We start from the raw sequence: 22,929 nt of genomic DNA, 5'->3' as shown, positions 1-22,929 counted from the left end.
TCGTTTCTTGAGCCTCGTGACCGAAATCCTGACTGAAATTTCAGTCAGGAGTGACCTTAGCATTGGGGTGCGGGGTGCCGTTACGGAGTTGTGGGGCGCATGGTGGGCCGGGGCGCCGGCCCCGCGGGCTGCTGAGGCAGGGGCGGCCCGCGCCGCCTGGGGCCGGGCGGGGGCGCCGGAGGTACTGGGGCACGCCGCTGAGAAGTGCTGCTCGGCGCGGTCGCGGACGTGTCGTGGGGCGGGGAGGCGTGGCGTGGCTGGTCGAGGTCCGTGCCCCACATGACGCCAGGTGTGTGCCCGGCGTTGAAGCTAGCGGCGCGTGCCGGGACGGCGGTAGGTGTGCGTGCGGGCGCCGGGACGGAAGCCGATGTTTCGGTAGAGAGTCTGGGGGACCGGGTAGTCGGCGTCACCCCGGGGACGGACGACCGCTTGCGTCCCGCCCATGGCCCGAAGCGCGTGGAGGGCGGCCAGGCAGACGGCCCTGGCCAGGCCGCGGCGGCGGAATTCCGGATGGGTGCCGACGGGTTCAATGAGCCCGGCCCGGTGAACGTCGTCGTACCAGATGAGGCAGTTGGCGACGAAGCGGCCGTCGGGGGCCTCGACGACCCAGTCCAGATCCGGCCGGTAGGGCCAGGCGGCCATGACCTCCCGGTAGGAATCGGCAGTCACCCGAGTGGAGTTCCAGGCGGCCCGCTGAACGGCGACGCGCCGGTCCAGATCCGGCAGGCCGCGCAGCGCACGGACGGTGAAGCCGTCCGGGAGCACAGGCGCGGGCAGGCTGTCGGCGGACGACGGGTCGGTGGGCGCTGGTTCGGCGGGCGGTGTGACGGCGGGTGAACTGCCGGTCGGCGACTGGCCGGCCGACTGCGGGCCGGTCAGAGGCCGGAGATGGGTGGTGAAGTACGGCCGGTCCCGCTGCTGTCGGTATCCGTGACGCAGTAGTGCTGCGCGGAGTTCCGGCTCGGTGTCCAGCGCGTCGATCTCGCAGGGGCGGCCGTCGGCGATGGTGCCGAACCAGGAGAGCACCGGATCGAAAAGTTCCGGATGCTCCGGGTCGACCTGGAGCCTGAGGTCGTCCGGGAAGTGTGCCCAGGCCCAGGCGACTGTCCGGCCGTCGGCCTCCCAGACGGCCAGGGGCCAGTCCGCGGCCGCCCGGCCGGCCAGCAACCGGCCCCACGCGAGATCACCGATGTGATGGGCGGTGGTGGGCGACCACACTCGCTGGGTGAGCTCCTGCAGGACGCGCAGATCCGGCGCGCCCGCGTACTGCCGTACGGCCGGAGTCATCGGTCGCCCTCCGCCGTGGAGTTCGGTGCGTCCGCTGCGGGACTCTGCTCCGGAGGCCCTGGCGTCCGATCGGCGCCGCTCGGGGGCGCTGAGTCGGGCGATGACGCCTGCCGCTTCCACTGCGCCCTGGTCAGGGTGTACTCGACTTCCCCGTGCTCGGATCCCGTGATGGGCTCGGGCCAGTCCCCGACGAAGGCGCGGACGAAGGTCAGGCCGGCCTTCTCCATGACGCTGCGGGAACGGGTGTTGACGGCCATCGCGTTCGCCGTCACCCGCTCCACCCCGAGCTCGGTGAAGCCGTGGCGGATCAGGGCACGGGCACCCTCCGTCGCGTAGCCGCGGCCCCAGGCGGCGCTTCGGAGCCGGTATCCCAGCTCGACCACGGCACAGCTGTTGTCGGCCAGTGGCCGGAACTCGAACCAGCCCAGAAAGCTCCCGGCCGGCTTGGACTCGGCAGCCCAGAAACCGCGCGTCCCGATGCACGGGTAGTGGTGCAGAAGCCGTGGCAGGTGGTGGATGCGGACCGTCTCCCGGGGCGTCGGTCTGCCTCCGGTGATGAAGCGCATGACCTCGGGGTCGCTGTCGAGGCCGACTACACGGTCCAGGTCGGCTTCGGTGAACCCGCGCAGGACCAGCCGGTCGGTCTCCAGGAAGGTGGCCATGGCGCAAGCCTCATCGGTGGGGTGCCGAGGTGCCACCGAATTTCGCGTTCGGCAGTGGCTCCGGCGTTCGTGTGGGGCAATGGCTCCGGCGGCGGTGACGGGTGACAGCGATGGCCATGGAGACTGAGCTGGAGTCGCTGCCGGGAGGGGGCCCGCCCGCTGCCCCGTGCGTCGGAGGCCCGACGTTTCGCCGTCGGCACAATGCCTCTGCCCACGGCATATTTCCCCACCGCAACGGACGGCAGCGGCGCAGACTCTGCCGCATGAGACTTCTGGTGATCGGCGGATCGGTATTCGTGGGGCGGACGTTCGTGCAGGAAGCGCTGCGGCGGGGATGGGAGGTGACGACGTTCAACCGGGGCAGGACGCAGTCGGACCCGGAGGGAGTGCACGCGGTCCGCGGTGACCGCGAGAACGAGGCGGATCTCGCACGGCTCGCCGAGGCGGGCCCCTGGGACGCGATCGTCGACGTCTGCGGCTACGTACCGCGGGTGGTCGGGGCTTCGGTCAAGGCGCTGGCCGGATCGGCGTCGACATATCTCTTCATCTCCTCCATCAACGCCCGCCCGGGGTGGCCCGCGGAGCCGGTGGACGAGACATCACCGCGTCACGAGAGCAGTCCGGACGCGGGCCCGGACGACGGGGACTACGGCACGTTGAAGGTCGGCTGCGAGATGGCGGTCGAGCAGGGCTTTCCGGGGCGCACTCTGATCGTGGAACCGGGCCTGATCATCGGGCCGCACGACCGGGCCCGTCGGCTCACCTGGTGGCTCCGGCGCGCCGCGGAAGGCAGCCGGATGGTGGCGCCGGGCGGCCCCGAGCGGGAGATGCAGCTGATCGACGCCCGCGATCTGGCGATCTTCGGGCTGGACCGGATCGCAGCCGGGGACTCCGGGGACTACCTGGTCAGCGGCACACCGGCGAACACCACCTGGGGGGAGTTCCTGGGCGCCTGCGTCGCGGAGACCGGCGGCAAGGCCGAACTGGTGTGGGTGGACGACGCCGTGCTCACCGGGCACGAGGTGGAGGTCTGGACGGAACTCCCGCTGTGGGCACCGGAGAAGGGCGACCTGTCGGCCGTCTGGAAGCCCAGCTCCGCGAAGGCCGTGGCCGCCGGGCTGAGCTGCCGTCCCGTGGCCGAGTCCATCCACGACACCGCCGTCTGGCTGTTCGGCGAAGGAGGCCTCGACGAAGCCTTCGGCGAAGCACGCACCGGCCGGGAGGCCCGGGGGATCACTCCGGAACGTGAACGGGCTCTGTTGGCTGCGGCGGATGCGGCACAGGCCGGTTGAGGCCGGAGAGCATCCGGGCAGGGAAGCGCACCGGCCGTGGGCCGGGGCACGACCTGCCCGGGTTTCCCGGTGTTGCTGCTGCGTTGCTGCGGAGGTGAGGTGGCGCCTACACGGTGCCGGGACCATCGAGGAAACGCAGCAGTACGGCGGCCTCCGCGCGGAGCCGCGCAGCTCGGTCGGCGTGCGCGGGCGCAGTCAACTGAGCTGCGGCCTCGAGTCGTTCGGTGGCCTCGGCGCGCACGACGTCCACCACACCGCGCTCGCTCAGCTCACGCCGTACCGCTTCGGTGGCGCCGGCACCGACCGGCGACTGCTCAAGAGCCAGGCCGCGGAGCTCGGTTTCGGCCACGGGCACCGCCTCGGCGTTGTCCAGGGCGGCAAGCGTTGCGCGCAGGGCGCTCACCGCGGCCTTGTCGCGGGCACGCATCGCTTCCGGCAGTGCTTGGCGCATACGGAGACGTAGAGACATGTCGGCGACCTTATGGTGGCGCCTTGGGAACCACAAAGCGATATATGTGCAGCAATTGGAATTCCGCTGACGTGGAACGGCGCCGCAGCGGTGGGGGTGGTCCGGTGACGGATTGCCCCACCACTGCGGCCCGGCGTCGTGCCGATGGTGCGGACCGCCGGTCATGGTGCGAAGGCGGGAGCGGTCACTCCGTTCACCAGGTCAGCGTGTTGTCGGCCGCGGTCAGTGCGGCGAGCACGACCAGATCGGCCACCCCGAGGAACAGCCCCAGGTAGGCCCGGTTCCGGTGGCCGGTACCGCGGTTGAGGGCCAGACAGCCGAGAATAAGGGCCGCGGGGCCGAGAAACGCGTTGAAGACCAGCAGTCCGATCAGTCCCAGGACGAATGAGGCGACAGCCATGCTGTCGGCATTCCTGCGGGACTTCTTGGGCGGGCGCACAGGGGTCTCGACACTCATCGTCTCTCCTTGAAGGCCAGTCGTCACGGCGGGGGAAGCGTTGGCTTGTCAGCTTCGGCGGCCGTGGGCGTACCGCTTGCGGACCCCGTAGAAGACCAGCCAGCCGGTGATGGCTGCGGCCATGGCCAGTGCGACCGGCAGCGGCATATGAACCGCGGCGCCGAGGAAGACCCCGAGCAGCATCAATGCGGCTACGAGGAAAAGCATGAACGTTCCTTTCTCTCAGGCAGTGTGCGGGTGTACCTGGGGATGTCGTTGGTGCGTGCACACAATCGGGTTCCCGGGGAACTCCGGTGGAAACGACACGCCCCGGATGCGGGGGAGTCGGCGCATCGGCAAACGGCAACGGCACGGTCGGCGGAGCTTCGCCGACGGGAGTCCGGCCCGAGGCCGTCGTCGGCTCGGTTCGGCTCGGGTGTCAGTGGTGGGTGTTTCACTGGCACGCATGACTGAGCACCCGATTCTTGTCCTCGGCGCGACAGGCTCCACCGGCCGGCGGGTGACCGCGCGGTTAAGGGCCGCGGGGCATCCCGTCCGCACCGCGTCGCGCAGCAGTGGGACTCCCTTCGACTGGACCGATCCCGGCACCTGGAAGCCCGCCGTGGCGGGAGCCCGGCGGATGTACCTCATGGCGCCGGACGGGGTACCCGTCGACGCCTCGTTCGTGGCCTGTGCGGTCGACGAGGGAGTGGAGCACATCGTCCTGCTCTCCAGCAGGGGGATCGAGCTCATGGGGGACGAACGCCTGATGGGCGCCGAGCGGACCGTGCGGGGGTCCGGCGCAGCGTGGACCATCGTCCGCCCCGACTGGTTCAACCAGAACTTCGACGAAGGCTTCCTCCGCGAGGCGGTCAGGGCGGGAGAGGTCACCGTGCCGTTGGGCGACGTCCGCCAGGTGTTCGTGGATGCCGACGACATCGCCGCAGTCGCCGCGGCGGCACTCACCGAGGACGGCCACAGCGGGCACACGTACGAGGTGACCGGGCCGCGGGCGCTGTCGTTCGCCGAAGCCGTGGACACCATCGCCCGGGTGTCGGGCCGTCCGGTCCGCTTCCGGGGATCGACGGCCGGCTTCATCGCGGCACAGACTGCGCTGGGCCTCTCCCCTGACGATGCCGAGGCCGCGGCGGAGGCCTTCGCCGCACTGCGTGACGCGGGCGACGGCCACACCGATGACGCGGTCCTCCGGGTCACGGGGCGGCCACCGAAGGACTTCGAAACCTATGCCGCCGAAGCCGCTGCCAAGGGGGCCTGGCGCGACTGAGCCTCCCCGACGCAGCGCGACGAGTGCGCGCCCGCACTGACGCATCGCAGCACACCTGAAGGTCCGGCGGCACGCTGTGCGACCGGAGCCGCGGATGCCGGCTCCCGGAGTCGGCGGTGGTGCGCCGACCGTGGCTGGGGACGTTTCTCGGGCGTGCCGGGCGTCCGGTTCCGCCGGCCCGACACGCCTTCTGCCTCCTGACCGTCCTGGCCGCGAATCCGGAAGCGGAGGCTGCTGGCTGCCCTGGTTCCGGGGGCCGCCCGCCCCCGCGTTCACGAGGCTGCTTGCAGTCCCGGGCGCCGGCGAACCGTCCCGAAGTCCGGTTCGCTGTACGGGAGTAGGGCGCGGCACGCCCTCACTTGGGCATCGGAGATACGTGGTTTCGGACGCCCCATACGTCACTCTTGTCCAGCGAAGGGATGCGAGAGGTGGCGCGCGGCGCGTTCACCCGCCCCTTCGGGCTGCGTGAACAGCGCGCAGAAGGGAGAAGAGCACGATGGATGGCAGACGGCTCCTGGACGGTGGGCCGGAACACAGCACCCCGGATCGCGGTGAGCCGGAACGACGCCTCCAGCAGCGCCCGGAGGCCGCGGCAGCCCATACCGCTCACAGCACCCCCTCCGAGCCGTGATCGAGCTGTCCCCCGCTCAGGCCGCCCGCGCCGTGGCCTCGACCGGGTCCTTCGTGCCGGAGCCGCCGGGACCGGCCGCGCTCGCCCCGCACATCATCGTCCGTGGCGGTGTGGGCCGCTGGTGGGCCGACCGGCCCGCCACCCCGCGGGCCCTGGCCGTCCGCTCCGCCGATCACTGTCTGCTCCGCGGCGACCCGCGGGTCCTCGACCCGCTACGGCTGGCACCGTTGGACGGGGCCTACGTCGATGCGCCGGATCGCTTCCTCCCGTTGCTCGGCGCGGCCTTCCGGCGGCTGACCCCTTGGGAACGCATGGTGTACGTGCTCAGTGAAACGTCACCGGAGTTATCGGCGTTACCACGGACTCGCTCCGGACTGACGGTGCGACAACTGAGCCCGTCGGACTCGCCCGCGATCACGGGGGCGGGCTCCGATCTCGACTGGATCGCCGCTCCCTGGGGTGGCCCGCACCGGCTGCTGGCCGGGGGCCACGCATGGGGAGCGTTCGACGCCGAGCGGCGGCTGCTGGCCCTTGCCGCGACGTACTTCCTCGGCAGCCGCTACGCCGATCTGGGTGTCGCGACGTTGCAGAGTCACCGGAGGCTGGGGCTCGCCCGAGCCTGTGTCGCCGGGCTGTGCCGCGATCTCGGCACCCGCGGAGTGACCCCCACCTGGACCGCCGGACGGTCCAACACGGCCAGCCGCGGCCTGGCCTGGACCTCGGGGTTCCGGCTCCACCGCGAGCTGGTCCACTACTACGTCGACACACCCGTGGCTTCGGCGCAGAGCGGCGCAGAGCAGCTGCCCGATGTTCCGCATCACCCGCGTACCGCGGAGCGCCCAGTGGAGCGCGCCGGCGAGATGCCCTGATCCCACATGCCCTCGTCGACAGAGGGACACCGTCCGGCTCATCTTTCCGCTGCGGGTCAGTGGGCGAGGCGCACCTGTTGCTCCAGCCGCGCCGCAGCCGGGCAACCGGCGGGCACCCGGAGCGTGGGACACAGGGCCGCCCGGGATGGTGACAGAGAGCGAGGCCCCGACCGGCAGCGGTCGGGGCCTGTCACCGCCATGGAACCCTCACGTGTCCCATGGAGGGGCGTCCGGGCCCCGGGCCGTCCACGGTGGGGGGGGATGGACGAGGACGGCTCGGGGCCCGGTCTTGCATCTGCAAGAGGTCGTCTGCCCGGTCCCGTCGCGGGTAATCCTCCGCATTCGAAGGGCAGTTCGCCGGGTGTGGGGGCGGCCACGGCCGTCGGCTCCCTCCCGCTCACCACCGGCTGCCGGAGCACTGAAGCCGGGGCGGCGGCCTTCGCGCCACTGCTCCATCGGCACCGCGCAATGCACCCGTCCGGGGCGGAACCGCCGGGCTGTTCTCGGCCGGCCTCGGTGACACGGGGGACTCGGGCACACCGGGACGCCGTCGGGCCGCGCCCCGGTGTGCCGGTCGCTCCGCCATCCAGCCCACTGCCCGGTGGGTTGGCCGCAGGTGACCGGCCGGTCCGGGTAAGGACGTCACGGACAAGGAGGCAGTGATGGCCACTGATGGATTCACCACATGTCTGTGGTTCGACGGGCAGGCCGAAGAGGCAGCCGACCACTACATGTCGATTTTCCCGGATGCCAAGCGCGGCAAGGTCGGCCGCTACACGGAGGCGGGGCCGGGGCCCGCCGGCTCCGTGCTGGCCGTCGAGTTCGAAGTCAACGGGCAGAAGTTCGTCGCCCTGAACGGCGGCCCCCAGTTCACCTTCAACGAGGCCATCTCGTTCCAGATCTTCTGCAAGGACCAGGAGGAGGTGGACTACTACTGGAACCGGCTCACCGAGGGCGGCCAAGGGGTCGCCTGCGGCTGGCTGAAGGACAAGTACGGCGTGTCCTGGCAGGTCATTCCCGCCGGCCTCACCGACATGATCGGCGACCCGGACCCGGAAAAGGCGAAGCGCACCACGGAGGCGATGCTCTCCATGACGAAGTTCGACGTCGCCGCGCTCCGGCGCGCGTACACGGGAGAGTAGGGCGGTCGGTACGGCCCTGGCGGAACTCGTTCGTGAGGGCCCTGCCCGTCAGGACGGCCGGCCCCGGCGCAGGTCCCGTCCGGGGCACCGGTGCGGGGTGCTCGGCGCCGGCGGGGCCGAACCGTGCTCCGCCGGGCGGGCCGGCCCGGGATCGGGGGCAGCTCGGGCGCTGGTCACCGGGGCGGCCCTGCGGCAAGCGCCCCGAATCTGTGTCCCGTGTCGTGTGCGGGTGTACCGCTTCGAGGGCGACCCGGATGTGGTGAGGCGAGGCGTCGTGCACACCGGAGGGCCCGCCAGGTGTGCCGGGGGCCGGTGACCGGCGGAGCCGCCGTGGGCATCGGCGGTACTCTGCTCAGCCGCCGGAATCAGGCCGGTCCGCCGCCTGCCGCAGGGGCCGGCACCACGGGACGCCGGTACACGGTCTGCTGCTCCCCGTACTCCACGATGCGGTCGACCAGTTGCATGCCGATGCCTTCGAGGAGCCGCCGGGACATGCGGTTCGCCGCCTGGGTGACGGCCACCACCTGAGCCGTCCCGGGAACGGACCGCAGTGCCCAGTCGACCGCTGCACCCACGGCCTCCCGGCCCACGCCGCGCCCCCAGTGCTCCGGGAGCAGCAGATAGGAGACTTCGGTGCCTTCCCGCGCCGACCAGGGATCGATGGTGACCAGCCCGAGTACCTCGTCCGTCCCGGGCCCGGCGATGGTGAACACGCCCGGCGTGCCGGCCAGCCGGGCGCGGCGCGTGACGATCTTCGACTCGTCCACCGGCCCGCCCAGGTAGCGCCGGACGTCCTCGTCCCGCCACAGGCGCTCGATGGGGGGCAGGTCCTCCGCGGCGACGGGCCGGAGGATCAGCCGGGGGGTTCTCAGGGTGACGGGCCACCAGGAGACCCGCGTCCGGGGAGTGGAGTTCATCCTCCGAGCCTGACATCACCGGGCCGGTCGGGGTGGAGAACCGCTCCGGTACGGCTGGATGCCGCCGTGGCCTTCGACCGGTTGGCGCCGATCGGGAAGATCCGGGCAGGGGCCGCGGGGGACGGCGCCCGGACCGAAGGATACGACTCCGGATATTCCCAAGAAATTTCTGCAAAAAGAGCTTTGGAGAATCTGTCGGCGGCTCTACTCTCCGGACATGGTCAGTGATGAGCGCCCACGCATACTCGATCCCGAACAGCACCCGGCGGCCCTGAAGGCCCTCACCCACCCGTTACGGATCCGGCTGCTCGGACTGCTGCGGCAGGACGGCCCGGCCACGGCCAGCGAACTCGCGGTCAGAACGGGCGAATCATCCGCCTCCACCAGTTATCACCTGCGGGTTCTGGCCAAGCACGACTTCGTCGCCGAGGCCGAGCACCGCGACGGGCGGGAACGCCGCTGGCGCTCGGTGCACGCCGTCACCGCCTGGAACAACACCGCGATGGCCGCCTCGCCCGGATCCCGGGCTCTGGTCGGTGTCTCCCGGCGGGCCCAGGTCGATCACCTGGAGCGTTCGCTTGCCCGGCACGAGCGGGACATGGCGGACGGACGGCTCGACGCCGCGTGGCTGGAGTGCTCCGGCATCAGCGACCTGATCCTGCGGCTGACGCCCGAGTCGCTCACCGAACTCACGGCCTGTCTGAGGCGGAAGGCCGGCGAACTCGCCGCACGTGACGCGGACGATCCGCGGGCCCGGCAGACCGTACTGGTCGGCGCGGCCCTGCCGTTCGCACCGCTCGAACCCTCCGCGCCGGCCACGGACGCCGGCCCGGACGCAGATCCGGACAGTGCACGCCTCGGCCCCGAGGGCGGGAAGCTGGACCCGGACAACGCGACGGGCGCCGACGAGGACGCCCTATGAACGGGACCGTTCCGGATCCTCGGACCGCCGCCCGTCGGTTCGTCACCCTCACCTTTCTCTTCTGGCTGCCGGTGGGCCTGTCCGTGCCCGTGCTGGTCCTGCTCCCCACCGAGCGAGGTATGAGCCTGACTGTCGTCGCCGGGCTGTTCGCCGTGCACGCGCTCACCGTCGCCGCCCTCGAACTGCCCACCGGTGGCTTGTCGGACGTCCTGGGGAGACGGACCGTTCTGGCCGCAGCGGGGCTGTGTCACCTTGCCGCACTGGTTCTCCTGGGGCTGGCGACCACCGTGGGAACCTTCACCCTCGCCATGCTCCTGCTGGGTTCCGGCCGTGCGTTGTCGAGCGGACCGGCGGAGGCCTGGTATGTCGACACCGTGCAGGCCCACTCGGGGCCGGGCGCCCCCTTGGTGACCGGTCTGGCGCGTGCAGGCACGGCCAACGCCGCCGCGCTCGCCCTCGGCACCCTGGCCGGCGGTGGTCTGCCCTGGCTGTTGAACCGCTGCCCGGACGCGGGTGTGTGGCTCCGCTCCGTCGGCTCCGGAACCGTGGTGCCGCTCTCCGTCCCGCTGCTGCTCGGAGCGGTCGTCGAGGTGTTCTTCGTCGGCTACGTCATGGCCTCCCTGCCGGAGCCGCCGCGCTCCCGGACGACGGTGCGCGAGGTGCTGCGCACCGTCCCGGTCACCGTGCTGGGCGGACTCCGGCTGGGCGTGCGCGATGCCCTGGTCCGCCGAACCCTGCTGACGAGCTGCACGCTCGGGGCCGCTCTGGCCACCGCCGAACTGCTCACACCCGGCCGGGCAGCCGACCTGACCGGGGCCCGTGAGTCGGGAGCGGTGATCTTCGCGTCGCTCGCCTGTGCGGGCTATGCCTGCACTGCGCTGGGCAGTCATGGTGCACCGTGGCTTGCCCGGCTGACGGGAAGTGCGGAGCGAGCGGTTCCGGTGAGTCTGGGGGTGGCGGCCGCTGGTCTGCTGGTGCTCGGGCTGACCGTACTGGGGACCGGGACGGGCGCCCTCGTCCTCGCCGGTCTCGGCTATGCCCTGCTCCATCTGGGCATCGGCTCGGCCGGACCCAATGGGAACGCATTGCTGCACCACCGGGTCGACGGGTCGGGAAGAGCCACCGCGCTGTCGGTCCAGTCTCTGGCCTTGCAGGCGGCCGGAGCTCTCACCGGACTGGCCGCCGGTGCGCTGCCGCCCGGCCCGCTGCCCTGGCTGCTCGGTGGCACCGTCCTGCTTCTCGGCCCGCTGTTGTGGATGCGGCGGAGTGAGCAGGTGCCCTCACCGAAGGCCGTGACGATGTCTCAGGCGCATCCGCCTGGCGGATGCACGACACCCGGACCGGTCACCCGGCCGTCCGGGGCCGGCCCTGGAAGGGGACCCGCGCTCCCGTCCTCGCGGCCGGGTGGGGCGCGGAAGGCGGAGGGCACGCCCTCCCCGTGAATGCGTGTGCCGGAAACTCCCGCACCGAGACGGAATTCCGGTCCGTGGTCACTGCTTCCGCCCCTTCGGGCCGTGCGTGGCGTCGTGGCAGCAGGGCCCCGTCAGCCGGGCCGGCCAGGCTGTCGTTCCGGTTCGGCCACGGCTCAACGCCTCCGTCGCCCCCCGGCATCGGAAAACATGTGCGCCATGGGCGTGGTGGGCGACAGAATTCCCCATGGCCTGGAACACGACGGACTCTCTCGAGGAATTCCTGACGGCCGCAGGCGGCTTCCTGCGGGCCGACCCCGTACCGCACACCGTTCTGCTGTCGGTCAGCGCCTCACTGCGGGCCGGGACCCGCAGTTACGGCGACGACGCACCGTACTACGGATGGTGGAGCTCATCGGACGGTGCGGCCCGGGGCGCTCTTCTGTGCACACCTCCCTACCCGGTCGTGCTGTCCCGGATGCCGGAGGAGGCGGCCGTCGCCCTGGCGACGGCCCTTGCGCACCAGGGGCGTTCGGTGTCCGGTGCCACCGGGGGACGGGCGGCGGTGGAAGGCTTCGGGGCGGCCTGGCAGCGGCGGACCGGTACGGTTCCCCGCCCCGACGGCATCAATCGGCTCTACCGGCTGCACGAGCCGGCTCCGCCCCGGTCCGCGCCTCCCGGTGCGGCCCGCACCGCCACCCGTGCGGACCGCGAGCTGCTCATCGCCTGGTTCGGGGCCTTCGCTGCGGAGGTCTCCGAGGCCGGCGGGGACCAGGCGTCCGCGGTGGACGACAAGCTTGAGCACGGCGGCGTCACCCTCTGGGAGGCCGACGGCGTTCCGGTCTCGTTCGCCGCGGTCAGCCGGGCGGTGGCGGGCATGGTCAGGGTCGCGCATGTGTACACCCCGGCGGGGCACCGGGGGAGGGGGTACGCGGGAGCCGTCACCACGGCGGCCGGCCGGGCAGCGCTGGACGCGGGCGCCGACGAGGTGCTGCTCTTCGCCGATCTCGCCAACCCCACGACCAACGCGCTCTACCAGCGGATCGGCTACCGGCCCGTGGAGGACCACATCCACCTGTCCTTCGACTGAGGCACCACGGCGGACGGGCCCGGGGATCGCCACGGCCTTGCCGTTCCGACATCGCTGGTCGGTCACCCAGCCGTGGGTCACCGTGGGGGCCGACCCGCCAGGGATGAAGAGGCCATCTCATGGGGTGCTCGCTTGGTGGAGGCACAGCCTGCTCATGCCCCTATCGTTTCGGCATGGGGTGCTGGACGGCGTATGCCCTGCGGGCCGAGGACGGCACGAGCTGGGTCATGCAGGAGAAGTGGGGCGTGTGGGACCTCGCCGACGCAGCCGACCGCGTGCGCCTCGTCGAGGCGGTGCTTCGCGGCGGCACGCGGGTGGGCGACGGCCGTGTCCGTGTTGTTCCGGGCGGTGCCTTCTGCTGCGGCGCCGCCCTCGACCTGGTCGCCCGCCGGTACCGCTACTACAGATGTGACCCGCCCGGCGTCCACTACCTCGACTGCCACGCGCGGCGACGGGCGATGGCATCGGACTGGGCTGGTTGGGACGTGGCGTACGCCTGGGGCGGAGGCGATGACTTCGCCGACATGGTGGCGGGGGCCGAGCCGGTCTTCACCGAGATCGAGACGGGCCCGGCACTGCCCGACGCGGTGCCGCTGACCTCACGGGAGGACTGGTTCGTCGGCTGGGACCCCGGCGAGTGGCGGATCTCGGTGCTCCACAGCGAGATCATCGCCGACCTCCTCGCACCCGCCCAAGCGGTGGTGAGCCTCGTCAGGGCCGATCACACGGTGCTGGACCACCAGCTGGCCATCCGCGAGGTCGTGCCATGGCTGGCCCGGCACGGCGAGTCCCTCGCCGAGACGCTGCCTGCCCACGCCCCGTACCCCATGCCCATGGAAGGGACCGTCAACGCCGGCGTGGTCGTCGACCTCCCCGCGCGCCGACTGCGCTACTGGACCACGGAGCCCGTACCTCCCCGACTCATCGCACGCGCGGCTGCCGCCTGGCCGGGATGGCGCGTCGAGCGGCTGCCGCTCGGCTTCGTCGGCCACCTGGCCGCCACCGGGCGAAACGACCCGGACCTGCTGCTCACCGACACCGAGCTGCGCGACGCACGGTGGGACGAGGACCTTGTCACGATGCGGAACGCGGACCGCCACGCGCTGCGCGTCGACCCGAGAAACCTGCGGCCACCGCGGGTGGAGGTGGTCGAGGACAGCCGAGAGAGTCAGAGGTGATCTCCATTGGCGCTCCGTAGGACCGGGCTGCCCGGCTGGGGCCGTTGGAGGGCCCGGTGGCCCCAGCCGGATCCGGTCAGCGAGAGTCGTTCAGGAGGCTGCTGATCTGCTCGTGAAGGCCGTGCGGGAGGTGGAGGGTCCAGCGGTCAGCTGCCTCGGTGGCCAGGTCCCGACTCCAGTGCCAGCTGTTGCGCGCTGCCGTCTGCACGTCGTGTCGACGGGCGACGGCCGTGGTGGAGGCGTAACGGTCGAGGTCGGCAGCGGGCAGGTCCTGTTCCACCGCCCGACTGGGGGTGAGCCAGTGGGCCGTGCTGTCCCGCAGGAGGCGGCAGAGCTGGAGTTGCTGGGGGGCGATGACGGTGTGGAGCAGGGCGTGGGCGCGGGCGATTTCGCCCCGTGCCAGGACGTGGGCGAGCATGAGCGTCCAGTTGGCCAGCTCGTCGGTGAGCTGCCGGGCCGTGGCGGTCTGCTCGGGTGGACGGAAGCCGGCCAGCTGCTGGGCTGCCCGGGTCAGTCGGCCGGTGCGGTCGAGCAGGACGGCAGCCTCAGGACGGGGAAGGTGCACCATCCCTTGCCACGTGGGCACTTCGTCGATCCCGAAGCCCGCCGCGGTGAGGTGGAATTCGCCGCGCATGAGGTCGTCGAAGACCACTGCGAGGATGCCGTACATGTTGGTGTACGCCAGCTCGAGTGGCGCAAGCTGCTCGAGAAAGGCGGGGCCGTCGAAGTCGGCGAGGTGGTCATCCTGGATGTAGAGATACGCCTCGATGTCGGAATGGGCGTCGGCCTCGCCCAGGGTCCACGACCCGTAGAGCAGTACGCCCTCCAGGCGGGAGTCGGCGTGAGCGAGCTGCCGCAGGCGCGTGATGCGGTCGTCCAGCGCGGGGCAGGCAGAGTGAACGGACATGGTGTGGTCGTTGTCTCCTGAGGTGAGCGTGCGGGCACGCTGACGGGGCCCGGCACGTGCCGGGTGGATGTCTGTGGACCGTGCGTCCGCTCAGGAGAAATTGCCCATGTTCGAGAGTGTAGGGGGCGTGCTCAGTCGCCGAGGCGGCGGGAGCAGATCAGGGCGGCAGCAATGCCGGCGCACACGAGGGCGTGTTCGGCCTTGGGCTCGTAGCGGCGGTGCAGGCGGCGGCATTCGGCCGGCACTTCTCGATCACCGTGCCGCTGTCGCCCGCGCCCTGAGGCCGCACGGGCGCCGGAGGCACCACGCGTTGAAACAACGCCCACAAACCGTATGGAAGACGTCCCGCCATGGTCATCACGGCATGCAGCCCAGTTCGACCTGCCGACCTGCCGACCTGTCGACCCCACCGATGAATTCGCCCCGCGCCGGTTCGGTGAGTGCCCGCGCCCACCGGGGCGGAGGATGCGGGGACGGACGGGAGCCGAAGTAAGTGCCCCGGCCGGGAGTTGCGGCAGGCGGGCCGGACGAAGGACGGGCGGCCCGGAGCCGGGGCATCGACCTTCGTCGTTCGGATGGTCGACGAAAGGGACGTGTGTCCGTGACCTTCGTCGGCCTAGCGTGTCCCGTGTGGAGGCAGCAGACATAGCGGCGAAGGTCCGGAGCGGGGCGCGGGGCCTGGTGGTGCCCAGTGCGTGGTCCGGGTGGCGCATCGCCGGAGAAACCGTTCTTTCGATGGTCATGGGCCTGCTGGCGGCAGGCATCGAGGACCTCGCCGACAGCGGCCTCCCCCGCATGGTCGCCGTCGCCCTGTGCGCCGCCGTCCTCTCCGCGCTGCGGCGCGTCCTGCCCGGCACGGTGCTCGTGGTCGTCGCCGCGGCGGCCGGGCCGCTCGAGGGGTTCGCGCTCCTGCTGATCCTGGCGGGCTGGTCGGCGGGGCGCGCGGTGGTGGGACGGGGGCGGACGGTCGGCGCGTTCGTCGCCGCGTTCGTGCTCAACACGGTGCTGACCACGGTGAGCGACTTCCCGCAGATGTCGCTGCCGACCTTCATCCTGGCCGCGATCTCCTTCCTCGCCACCACGGTCGTCCCCGGTCTCTGGAGCCGGTACCGGTCGCAGCGCCGCACCCTGCTGAGCGCCCTCCAGGAACACAACAGCCAGCTGCTGCGCGAGCGGGCCATGGTGGCCGGGCAGGCCCGGATGCGGGAACGCCAGCGCATCGCCCAGGACATGCACGACAGCCTCGGCCACCAGCTCGCCCTGGTCGCCGTGCACACGGGCGCCCTGGAGGTGGACCCGGAACTGACGGGTCGTCAGCGCGAGGTCGTGGGGGTGCTGCGGGAGGCGTCGGTGTCGGCGATGCACGAACTCCGGCAGGTCGTGGGCATCCTGCGGGACGGGACCGAGGCGCCCGAGCCCGCCGAAGGGGCTCAGCCCGCCTCGCGCGTGGCGGCGGGCATCGAGGGGCTCGTCGAGACGGCCCGGGCCGCGGGCACCCGGGTCGAGCTGCGGCGCTCCGGCGATCCCCGGCCGCTGGCGCCGGTCGTCGACCACGCGGCGTACCGGGTGGCACAGGAGGGGCTGACCAACGCGTACAAGTACGCCCCGGGAGCCCCGATCACGGTGGAGCTGCGGTACGAGCCGGACTCGCTGGTGGTGGAGGTGGCGAACGGCCCCGCGCCCGCCCCCGGGCCGGGAGTGGCAGCCGTCAGCGGCGGGCAGGGGCTGACCGGCCTGCGGGAACGCGCCCGGCTCGTCGGCGGTCTGGTGCATGCGGGGGCGACGGCGGACGGGGGATTCCGGCTGGCCGGCGTCCTGCCGTACGGCGCGGACGGCGGCAGCGGACCGGCCCGCCGGGGCCGGGCGGACGGGGCGGCGGACCCCTTCGGCGAGGGAGCGGGGCCGGACCCGGCCGATGCCGACGGGCCTGTTCCGGCCGGGGCGCCGGGGCGCCGGGGCCCGGTCCAGGGCTGGTCCTGGCCTCCCGGTGCGGTTGCCGTGGCTCCGCGGCAGAGCTGGAGCCCGAGCCGGGGGCTGCGGTTCGGCTGCGGATTCGCGGTGGTGCTCGGGGCGGTCGTGGTGGGGCTGGTCGTCTGGTGCGTCGCGGAACTCTTCGACAGCATGATCACGCCGAGTCAGTACCGGAAGGTGGAAGTCGGCCGGTCCGAGGAGTCCGTGCGGGCCGAACTGTCCACCGACGGCACCCTCTTCACCTCCCAGTGGCAGGGGGAGGGCCCGGCTGAGCCCGAAGGAGCGCAGTGCCTGGTGCTGATGTCCACGGAGCCTTCGGACGACCCGGACGGGGACACGGTGTTCCGCTTCTGCTTCCGGGACGGCCGCCTCGTCGAGAAGCGTTCGTACGAGGTCGGGGCGTAGACGGCGGTTTCCACGGCCGGGCGATAATGACGCGCACAGATTCCACGACCTATCAGAGCGGGAGACCGGTGATCAGGGTTCTCGTCGCCGATGACGAACCGCTCATCCGGGCGGGCATCAGGATGATCCTCACCTCGGCCGACGACATCGCGGTGGTGGCGGAGGCGGCGAACGGCCGGGAGGCCGTCGAACTGGCCCGCACGCACGCCGTGGACGTCGCGCTGCTCGACATCCAGATGCCGGTCCTGGACGGGCTGTCCGCGCTCGACGGCCTGCGGAGCGCCGCCCCGGGCGTCCGGGCGCTGATCCTCACCACCTTCGGCGAGCGGGAGAACGTGCTGCGGGCGCTGAGCAGCGGCGGAGCCGGATTCCTGCTGAAGGACTCGGCGCCGGGGGAGCTCATCGCCGCCGTACGGGCCGCGGCCGGCGGCGACGCGTTTCTCTCGCCCGGCGCCACCCGCCATGTCGTGGACTCGCTGGCCTCGCCGGCCGCGGCCCGGGGCGAGGAGGCCCGGAGGCGGCTGACCGCCCTCACCGAGCGGGAGCTGGAGGTGCTGGCCCTGCTCGGCGAAGGCCTGTCGAACTCCGACGCGGGCGAGCGGATCCATATGAGCGAGGCGACGGTGAAGGCGTACGTCAGCAGGATCCTGGCGAAGCTGGGCTGCGAGAACCGGGTCCAGGCGGCCCTCCTGGCGCGGGACGCCGGGCTGGGCGTCTGACGCGGTCCGACCGGCAGCCGGAGGGCAGTGTTCCGAAGACGCGGCGCCCCCTTCCGGTGCCACCCGGGGGAGCTGTGTCGTACCTGCGGCGCCGGGCCCCGGTCCCGATCCGTGTCCCCGGTCGGCTGCGCACCCTGCCGGGGCCCGGCTTTCGCGGCAGGATGGATGGATGACCACACAGCCCTCGGCGTCCGGACGCCGCACGTGCCGCAATGCCTCCCTGTCCCTCTGGTCCCAGGACTCCGTCCTGTCGATCGGGTCGGTCGGTTCGGTGCTCTCCATCGGGTCGGTCGGGTCGGTGCTGTCCGTGGGATCGGTCGGTAGTGCCCTCTCGGCCGGTTCGATCGGCTCCGCCCTGTCGCTGATCTCGGCCGGATCCTGGCTGAGCGTCGGATCGTTGCTCTCGGCCCAGTCGCGCTGGTCGGTGATGTCCTGGCGGTCGTCCCGCGGGTTGTGGTCGGCCGGAGCGGTGCTGGTGGTGACCGCGGCCGCGCTGGGCTCGCGCGGCGGCCGCGGCGACGGTGGGCCCGCCCGAGCCCTGCCGGAGTGAGCCCCTGGGCGTCGTCGGGTCACTCGTCGGACGTCACCCGTCAGGGCAGCTCACCGCGGTGGCCGGTGCGCCCCGGGGCGGAACCCGGGGCGCACCGGCCACGAACGGGGCGTACCGGCCCACGACGCAGGCGCGCCGGCCGCCGGACGGCCGCGAAGGCGTCAGGACAGCTTGCCGTCGTAGTCGGGAAGCTTGAACGTCTTCTCGGCGTGGCCGCCGACCAGGTCGCCGGGGCTGTTGCCGATGTTGGCGATGATCGTGTAGCCCTTGGCCTCGATGTCCGCCCGTCGCGCCGTCTTGTAGGCGCTGACCTCGTCGAAGAGGTCCGGCAGGTCCCGCACGTGGAGACCGGACACCGGATATCCCACCCGTTCGAGGTTGTGCTGGGTGATGCCGGCGATGATGCCCGGGCGGGCGGTGACGAAGAAGATGCTCACTCCGCGGGCGTGGGCGGAGCGCGCGAGATCGAGCACTGGCCGGACCGCCGGGGTCGGGTACTCCCAGAACGGGTGGAAGTCCGTCTCGAGCGAGGTGTTGTCGATGTCCAGGACGATGGCCATCTTCTCGCCGGAACCACGGGAGATCCGCTGCTCGACATAGGGGCGGGCGGTGTTCATGACCGTGTTCACATCGCGCTGCCAGGTGCCGTAGTCGACGCCCGCGAACCACGCGGGGCCACGGCCGGACTGCTGCTGCACGGCGGAAACCGCCTGCGTCCCGGCCGTTCCGCGAGGGACCGGGGCGGCCGTGGCCGCACCGGTGCCGAACGGTACGACGGTGGTGACGGCCGCCGCCGCGACGGTCACCGACACCCGGGTTCTCCAACGACGTCCCTGCATGGGCCACTCCTGTAGTCGCGGTACGGCTCGAAGAGGCCCGTGACAGGGGATCAGCGGGCCGATGGCATGTTCGCGACACATGATGCACGGAATGCAACATTCCCACCATGGTTGTGTGGACGATTGCCTGCGGCGGCGTTCCCGCATCACTTCACGGCAGCGGATTTCCCCTGGGCCACGGTGAGTTGGGCGATCGGCGATGCGATCTTTTCAGCCACCTGATGGGTGCGATCGGCCCGGGAACTCGCCCGGGAGCCATGGGCGGGGCGGGGCCACCGTCGCCGTGACGACGACCGTCTGTCCCCTCGCCGACGGGTCCGGTGCGGTGGTCACCGGACGGCCGCCCGTGGAGGCGTTCCCGGTGCTCCGGGGGCTCCGGAGGCGCGATGCCGGGATGCGGAGCGGCGCCGAAAAACCCGTTGCGCCGTGGCTGAGCCGTCACCTAGTGTGGCCGATGGCTGTACGCACCATCCTCTTTCGTGCGCTCCGACCGGCACTCCGCCGCATCGAGTACGTCGCACACGAAAACGCCTCGCAGGCTCGGTTTTTCAGGGGGATCAGGAAATGCGCACCATCGGGGATCGGGACATCGGACGTCATGCGACGGTGCCCTGTCCGGCGGATTCTGTCTGATGGCGGCCGCGCTGCCGCGGATCGGCATCACCGCACGCTATCGACCCGGCATCCGCAGCCATTGCCTTCAGGAGGGGTACGTCGACCACGTCGCCCGGGCCGGCGGTCTGCCGCTGGTCATTCCCTACGGTGATGTGTCCCGGTGTTCCCAGGTCCTGAGCTGCCTGGACGGACTCATGCTCACCGGGGGAGAGGACATCGACCCCTCCCGCTGCACGGGGACGACACGGCAGGACGACTACACCTACTACCCCGAGCGTGACGACTTCGAGCTCCGGCTGGCGCGGGCGGCGCTGGACGCCGGTCTGCCGACGCTCGGCATCTGCCGCGGCTGCCAGGTCCTGCATGTCGTGACCGGGGGCTCGCTGATCTCGCACGTCCCCGATGTCCTGGGCGACTCCGTGGCCCATCGCAGCTCCCTGACCGAGCCCTCCCAGCACTTCGTCACCCTGACGGAGGGGAGCCGGGTCGCAAGGGCCTACACGCAGCGGTCGCTGCTGGTCACCTCCTACCACCACCAAGGCCTCCGGTTCGACGCCCGGGCGGACTCCGCCTGGCAGGTCACGGCCCGTGCCGATGACTCGCTCGTGGAGGCGATCGAATATCCGGGAGACCACTGGACGGTCGGAGTGCTGTGGCACCCGGAACTCCCGGTGAAGGAGAGCAGCGACACCTGCGATCCACTCATCGCGGCATTCGTCGCCGCTGCCGGAGCCGCCTGATGTTCGAGATCGGACGGCTCGGCCCCGGGGATCTCGCCTTGATTCTCGGACTCCAGCAGCGCATTCACTCCTCGCAGCCGGACCGGGACACCTTCCAGCTCAGCACGCCCGAATTCATCGCCTACTGCCTGGGGGAGGGCGGGCGTTGCTACGGCGTGCGGCACCACGGCGAAACGGTCGCCTACCGCATGGTCTACTTTCCGCGGGAGCGCGCCTTCAATCTGGCGCGGGACACCCCGCTGCCCCGGGGGGAGCTGGTCCACGCGGCCCATTGGGACACGATCGCGGTCCTGCCCCGATGGCGGGGACACGGACTGTCCGGACTCATGAACGCCCGGGCCCTCGCCGACCTCGCGGACACCGGAATCCGGCATCTCTTCGCCACGAGTTCACCCCGCAATCCGCACGGTGTCCGCTCGCTGATCGCCACGGGATTCCGTCCCGTCCGGGTCGCGCTCAAGTTCGGCGGCAAGCTGCGCTTCCTGTTCTACCGCCCGTTCCCGGCGGACTGGCCCGCGGGGCACGGCCCGGTGCCCGAACGGGCGGTGGCGCTGTCCGACACCGCCGGGCTCGAAGACGCCTTCCGGCGCGGCTGGGTCGGCACGGGGATCGACGTCACCCCTGCCGCCCCCCGCCTGCGGATGCAGCGGCATCCGCTGCCGTTCGGTCCCTGACACGTCCCCTTGCACTGCAGCGGGACTCCTTGCACCGGGACCCGCTGCACCGGACCCATGCACCAGCGGAGAGGGAGCGCGCACGATGCAGATCCTGCTCACCACACCCGACCCCGAGGTCGCGGCATCCGACTTCCTGAGGCCGGGGAACATCGTCCACGCCCCGGACCTCCACGACGCTCCGCCCGGTCACCTCCTCGACGCGCTCCGGCGGCACGGGGCCACCGGCCTGGTCGCCGCGCGGCGGCCGGAGAGCGACGTGCTGCGGCAGTGGTCCCGGCACCACCCCGGCGGAGTGTTCGTCGGCTATGCAGCCGGCCGTCCGCCACCGGCGGCCCACCCCGGTGTCTGCGAACACCGGCAGCCGGGCGCGGGCCTGGAGACCGTCGGCGCGTTACTGCGGCGCTGCGAGCAGTGGTTCGCCCTGCGGCGCCCGCCCGGCCCCGCCGCGGACCCGCCGGACCGGGCGCGGCGCGACGTGGTCGTGATCGGCGCCGGCATCGTCAGCCTGATCACCGCACTCCACCTGTCGGAGAGCGGCTACGAGGTGACGGTCCTCGACCGGTCACCGGAGCCCGGCAGCGCGGACTGGCACCGCTACGGCTGCACCTTCGCGGGCGACGACGCCCGGATGTTCACCCTCACCGAGATGGACTGCTACACCAACCGGGACCCCTGGCTGACGAGCCCGGACCACTTCCGCACCCCGGTCGAGCAGCTCGGCTGGCTCGCCTCCGACCGTCCGCACCCGACCCCGGAGGAAGCGGCGTGGATCGACGAGTCCGAGCGGATCCCGTCCTGGCTCACCCGTGCCTACACCGAGGACGTCTTCGCCCTGAACGCCGACTCCGGAAACCACTGGCGTTCCTTACGGCAGCGGCACTGCGCCCTGTTCGAGGACGTGGTGCTCGTCGACGACATCCTGCGCGTCTACAGCGACCCCCTGCACCTCGGTGCGGCCCTGGCGCGCCACCGCCGCATCGGCGCGGTGCTCCGCGAGTTCACTGCCGAGGACATCGCGCGGGACGTCCCGGCGCTGGGGCGCGCCCTGCGTGAGGGCGCGCTCAGCGGCGGCTTCCTCGTCCCCGGGTTCACCCTCAACGTCCACAAGTTCTCCCGCCGCATCATCGACCACCTCGTGCGCCGCGGCGTCTCCTTCCACTGGAACACGCCCGTCACCGGTGTGCGCCGGGACGCCGCCGGACAGGTCACGGGCTTCGACTGCCCGCTGCCCCTCCCGGCCGGCGCCCATGTGGTGGCCTCACCCGGGGTGTACGGACAGCGCCTCCTCGAGGGCTCCCCCTGCGAGGGCAGGATCCACGGTGTGCTCGGGGGCTGGCTGCGGATCAGCAACGCCGGGACCGGCCTCCGCACGTCGCTCAAGGTGGCGCGCAGGGGGCATGTCACCGAGGACGCGAACGTCACGGTGGCCCGCGACGCCGACGGCCGGGAGGTCCTGGTCGTCGGGTCCGGCTACGGGTACGTCGGCGGCGACCCCGGCGCGGTGGACGCCCGGCAGCTCGACGCCGTGCGGCGCGGCATCCTCGACACCGTCCGGCGGATCCTCCCCGGCAGCGTCCCGCCCGCCCGCTCGTCGGACCCGGCGGAGAACTACGGCTTCAAGTTCTGCGTCCGGCCCTGGACCTCCACATCACTGGGGCTGCACCACACCGAACGGACCGCCGGCGGCGGCCTCTACGTCATCACCGGCGGACACAACACCGGTGGCTTCGCCCAGGCCCCCACCGTCGCCGGCGCCGTCCTCGCCTCACTCCGCGGAGAGCCCCACCCCATGCACCGCATCTACCGGCCGGACCGGTTCACCGCGTTCGCCGGCACCACGACCGAGCCGGCCGCGGGAGCCACGCGGCAGCCCGTCACCTCGGCCACCTGAGCAAGCCGCACGAGCCGCACACCCGT

Annotated in this window: 22 protein-coding genes; 14 read left to right on the top strand and 8 right to left on the bottom strand. The window is 71.9% G+C overall.

The genetic code is table 11. The annotated features are described in order from the left end of the window. Window positions 1-309: 309 nt before the first annotated feature. Entirely contained in the window at window positions 310-1,287 is a 978-nt protein-coding gene (locus ACFYYR_RS26815; protein WP_388858643.1) for a GNAT family N-acetyltransferase, read from the bottom strand. Then, window positions 1,284-1,949 (bottom strand): GNAT family N-acetyltransferase, encoded by a 666-nt coding sequence (locus ACFYYR_RS26810; RefSeq protein ID WP_388858640.1) that lies wholly within the window; start codon window positions 1,947-1,949, stop codon window positions 1,284-1,286. The genes ACFYYR_RS26815 and ACFYYR_RS26810 overlap by 4 nt, the downstream gene beginning before the upstream one ends. Window positions 1,950-2,212: 263 nt before the next feature. On the opposite strand from ACFYYR_RS26810, the gene ACFYYR_RS26805 reads away from it, so the two are divergent. After that, window positions 2,213-3,241 (top strand): NAD-dependent epimerase/dehydratase family protein, encoded by a 1,029-nt coding sequence (locus ACFYYR_RS26805; RefSeq protein ID WP_388858637.1) that lies wholly within the window; start codon window positions 2,213-2,215, stop codon window positions 3,239-3,241. 106 nt (window positions 3,242-3,347) lie between these two features. Here the strand turns inward: ACFYYR_RS26805 and ACFYYR_RS26800 are convergent, their stop codons facing one another. The 3 genes from ACFYYR_RS26800 to ACFYYR_RS26790 form a co-directional block, all read right to left on the bottom strand. Next, window positions 3,348-3,668, bottom strand: coding sequence for a hypothetical protein (locus tag ACFYYR_RS26800; RefSeq protein ID WP_388858756.1), 321 nt, complete (start codon window positions 3,666-3,668; stop codon window positions 3,348-3,350). Window positions 3,669-3,903: 235 nt separating this feature from the next. Then, window positions 3,904-4,167, bottom strand: a complete 264-nt coding sequence (locus ACFYYR_RS26795; RefSeq protein ID WP_351505430.1) for a DUF4190 domain-containing protein — start codon at window positions 4,165-4,167, stop codon at window positions 3,904-3,906. Between the two features lie 48 nt (window positions 4,168-4,215). Beyond that, window positions 4,216-4,374, bottom strand: coding sequence for a hypothetical protein (locus tag ACFYYR_RS26790; protein WP_388858634.1), 159 nt, complete (start codon window positions 4,372-4,374; stop codon window positions 4,216-4,218). A 238-nt stretch (window positions 4,375-4,612) separates the two neighbouring features. Between ACFYYR_RS26790 and ACFYYR_RS26785 the strand changes: the two genes are divergently transcribed. The 3 genes from ACFYYR_RS26785 (at window position 4,613) to ACFYYR_RS26775 (ending at window position 8,073) form a co-directional block, all read left to right on the top strand. After that, the gene (locus tag ACFYYR_RS26785; protein ID WP_388858631.1) at window positions 4,613-5,431 is read left to right on the top strand and encodes an NAD(P)H-binding protein; all 819 of its coding nucleotides are present in this window, start codon (window positions 4,613-4,615) and stop codon (window positions 5,429-5,431) included. Window positions 5,432-6,058: 627 nt separating this feature from the next. Continuing rightward, window positions 6,059-6,931 carry a GNAT family N-acetyltransferase gene (locus ACFYYR_RS26780; protein ID WP_388858628.1) on the top strand — a complete coding sequence of 291 codons (873 nt, stop codon included), beginning with the start codon at window positions 6,059-6,061 and terminating at the stop codon, window positions 6,929-6,931. Between the two features lie 662 nt (window positions 6,932-7,593). Further along, window positions 7,594-8,073 (top strand): VOC family protein, encoded by a 480-nt coding sequence (locus ACFYYR_RS26775; protein WP_388858625.1) that lies wholly within the window; start codon window positions 7,594-7,596, stop codon window positions 8,071-8,073. 365 nt (window positions 8,074-8,438) lie between these two features. Here the strand turns inward: ACFYYR_RS26775 and ACFYYR_RS26770 are convergent, their stop codons facing one another. Beyond that, window positions 8,439-8,990, bottom strand: a complete 552-nt coding sequence (locus ACFYYR_RS26770; RefSeq protein ID WP_388858622.1) for a GNAT family N-acetyltransferase — start codon at window positions 8,988-8,990, stop codon at window positions 8,439-8,441. A 217-nt stretch (window positions 8,991-9,207) separates the two neighbouring features. On the opposite strand from ACFYYR_RS26770, the gene ACFYYR_RS26765 reads away from it, so the two are divergent. From ACFYYR_RS26765 to ACFYYR_RS26750, 4 genes are all read left to right on the top strand, one after another. Further along, a complete protein-coding gene (locus ACFYYR_RS26765) occupies window positions 9,208-9,912 on the top strand; it encodes an ArsR/SmtB family transcription factor (RefSeq protein ID WP_388858619.1) in 705 nt (234 codons plus the stop codon). Further along, window positions 9,909-11,354, top strand: coding sequence for an MFS transporter (locus ACFYYR_RS26760; RefSeq protein WP_388858616.1), 1,446 nt, complete (start codon window positions 9,909-9,911; stop codon window positions 11,352-11,354). Before ACFYYR_RS26765 ends, ACFYYR_RS26760 begins: the two co-directional genes overlap by 4 nt. Window positions 11,355-11,568: 214 nt before the next feature. Beyond that, complete coding sequence (locus tag ACFYYR_RS26755) at window positions 11,569-12,411, top strand: GNAT family N-acetyltransferase (RefSeq protein WP_388858613.1); 843 nt, start codon at window positions 11,569-11,571, stop codon at window positions 12,409-12,411. Window positions 12,412-12,584: 173 nt separating this feature from the next. Continuing rightward, entirely contained in the window at window positions 12,585-13,589 is a 1,005-nt protein-coding gene (locus ACFYYR_RS26750) for a hypothetical protein (protein ID WP_388858610.1), read from the top strand. A 76-nt stretch (window positions 13,590-13,665) separates the two neighbouring features. Here ACFYYR_RS26750 and ACFYYR_RS26745 read toward each other — a convergent pair whose 3' ends face one another. Then, window positions 13,666-14,496, bottom strand: a complete 831-nt coding sequence (locus ACFYYR_RS26745) for a nucleotidyltransferase domain-containing protein (protein WP_388858607.1) — start codon at window positions 14,494-14,496, stop codon at window positions 13,666-13,668. A 630-nt stretch (window positions 14,497-15,126) separates the two neighbouring features. On the opposite strand from ACFYYR_RS26745, the gene ACFYYR_RS26740 reads away from it, so the two are divergent. The 3 genes from ACFYYR_RS26740 (at window position 15,127) to ACFYYR_RS26730 (ending at window position 18,141) form a co-directional block, all read left to right on the top strand. Beyond that, a complete protein-coding gene (locus ACFYYR_RS26740; RefSeq protein ID WP_388858604.1) occupies window positions 15,127-16,872 on the top strand; it encodes a sensor histidine kinase in 1,746 nt (581 codons plus the stop codon). Between the two features lie 68 nt (window positions 16,873-16,940). Next, entirely contained in the window at window positions 16,941-17,591 is a 651-nt protein-coding gene (locus ACFYYR_RS26735; RefSeq protein WP_388858601.1) for a response regulator, read from the top strand. A gap of 169 nt (window positions 17,592-17,760) precedes the next feature. Next, window positions 17,761-18,141 (top strand): hypothetical protein, encoded by a 381-nt coding sequence (locus ACFYYR_RS26730; RefSeq protein WP_388858598.1) that lies wholly within the window; start codon window positions 17,761-17,763, stop codon window positions 18,139-18,141. 161 nt (window positions 18,142-18,302) lie between these two features. Here the strand turns inward: ACFYYR_RS26730 and ACFYYR_RS26725 are convergent, their stop codons facing one another. Next, window positions 18,303-18,980 (bottom strand): HAD family acid phosphatase, encoded by a 678-nt coding sequence (locus tag ACFYYR_RS26725; protein ID WP_388858595.1) that lies wholly within the window; start codon window positions 18,978-18,980, stop codon window positions 18,303-18,305. 632 nt (window positions 18,981-19,612) lie between these two features. Between ACFYYR_RS26725 and ACFYYR_RS26720 the strand changes: the two genes are divergently transcribed. The 3 genes from ACFYYR_RS26720 (at window position 19,613) to ACFYYR_RS26710 (ending at window position 22,903) form a co-directional block, all read left to right on the top strand. Next, on the top strand, window positions 19,613-20,335 hold the full coding sequence (locus ACFYYR_RS26720) for a gamma-glutamyl-gamma-aminobutyrate hydrolase family protein (protein ID WP_388858592.1): 723 nt from the start codon (window positions 19,613-19,615) through the stop codon (window positions 20,333-20,335). Further along, window positions 20,335-21,009: a GNAT family N-acetyltransferase gene (locus ACFYYR_RS26715; protein ID WP_388858589.1), complete on the top strand. Its 675-nt coding sequence runs from the start codon at window positions 20,335-20,337 to the stop codon at window positions 21,007-21,009. The genes ACFYYR_RS26720 and ACFYYR_RS26715 overlap by 1 nt, the downstream gene beginning before the upstream one ends. 85 nt (window positions 21,010-21,094) lie before the next feature. Further along, the gene (locus ACFYYR_RS26710; RefSeq protein ID WP_388858586.1) at window positions 21,095-22,903 is read left to right on the top strand and encodes an FAD-dependent oxidoreductase; all 1,809 of its coding nucleotides are present in this window, start codon (window positions 21,095-21,097) and stop codon (window positions 22,901-22,903) included. The last annotated feature ends 26 nt before the right edge of the window (window positions 22,904-22,929 follow it).

This window comes from Streptomyces sp. NPDC001922, assembly GCF_042891165.1.
Taxonomy (GTDB): domain Bacteria; phylum Actinomycetota; class Actinomycetes; order Streptomycetales; family Streptomycetaceae; genus Streptomyces.
This window is presented reverse-complemented; position numbering and strand designations above follow the sequence as displayed.

Bases quoted from the DNA above. Each gene is read 5' to 3' on its own strand.
- ACFYYR_RS26810 (WP_388858640.1), bottom strand. From the start codon at position 1,949: ATGGCCACCTTCCTGGAGACCGACCGGCTGGTCCTGCGCGGGTTCACC.
- ACFYYR_RS26815 (WP_388858643.1), bottom strand. From the start codon at position 1,287: ATGACTCCGGCCGTACGGCAGTACGCGGGCGCGCCGGATCTGCGCGTC.
- ACFYYR_RS26790 (WP_388858634.1), bottom strand. From the start codon at position 4,374: ATGCTTTTCCTCGTAGCCGCATTGATGCTGCTCGGGGTCTTCCTCGGC.
- ACFYYR_RS26765 (WP_388858619.1), top strand. From the start codon at position 9,208: ATGGTCAGTGATGAGCGCCCACGCATACTCGATCCCGAACAGCACCCG.
- ACFYYR_RS26800 (WP_388858756.1), bottom strand. From the start codon at position 3,668: ATGCGTGCCCGCGACAAGGCCGCGGTGAGCGCCCTGCGCGCAACGCTT.
- ACFYYR_RS26755 (WP_388858613.1), top strand. From the start codon at position 11,569: ATGGCCTGGAACACGACGGACTCTCTCGAGGAATTCCTGACGGCCGCA.
- ACFYYR_RS26770 (WP_388858622.1), bottom strand. From the start codon at position 8,990: ATGAACTCCACTCCCCGGACGCGGGTCTCCTGGTGGCCCGTCACCCTG.
- ACFYYR_RS26760 (WP_388858616.1), top strand. From the start codon at position 9,909: ATGAACGGGACCGTTCCGGATCCTCGGACCGCCGCCCGTCGGTTCGTC.
- ACFYYR_RS26785 (WP_388858631.1), top strand. From the start codon at position 4,613: ATGACTGAGCACCCGATTCTTGTCCTCGGCGCGACAGGCTCCACCGGC.
- ACFYYR_RS26750 (WP_388858610.1), top strand. From the start codon at position 12,585: ATGGGGTGCTGGACGGCGTATGCCCTGCGGGCCGAGGACGGCACGAGC.
- ACFYYR_RS26805 (WP_388858637.1), top strand. From the start codon at position 2,213: ATGAGACTTCTGGTGATCGGCGGATCGGTATTCGTGGGGCGGACGTTC.
- ACFYYR_RS26745 (WP_388858607.1), bottom strand. From the start codon at position 14,496: ATGTCCGTTCACTCTGCCTGCCCCGCGCTGGACGACCGCATCACGCGC.
- ACFYYR_RS26715 (WP_388858589.1), top strand. From the start codon at position 20,335: ATGTTCGAGATCGGACGGCTCGGCCCCGGGGATCTCGCCTTGATTCTC.
- ACFYYR_RS26710 (WP_388858586.1), top strand. From the start codon at position 21,095: ATGCAGATCCTGCTCACCACACCCGACCCCGAGGTCGCGGCATCCGAC.
- ACFYYR_RS26725 (WP_388858595.1), bottom strand. From the start codon at position 18,980: ATGCAGGGACGTCGTTGGAGAACCCGGGTGTCGGTGACCGTCGCGGCG.
- ACFYYR_RS26720 (WP_388858592.1), top strand. From the start codon at position 19,613: ATGGCGGCCGCGCTGCCGCGGATCGGCATCACCGCACGCTATCGACCC.
- ACFYYR_RS26775 (WP_388858625.1), top strand. From the start codon at position 7,594: ATGGCCACTGATGGATTCACCACATGTCTGTGGTTCGACGGGCAGGCC.
- ACFYYR_RS26795 (WP_351505430.1), bottom strand. From the start codon at position 4,167: ATGAGTGTCGAGACCCCTGTGCGCCCGCCCAAGAAGTCCCGCAGGAAT.
- ACFYYR_RS26730 (WP_388858598.1), top strand. From the start codon at position 17,761: ATGACCACACAGCCCTCGGCGTCCGGACGCCGCACGTGCCGCAATGCC.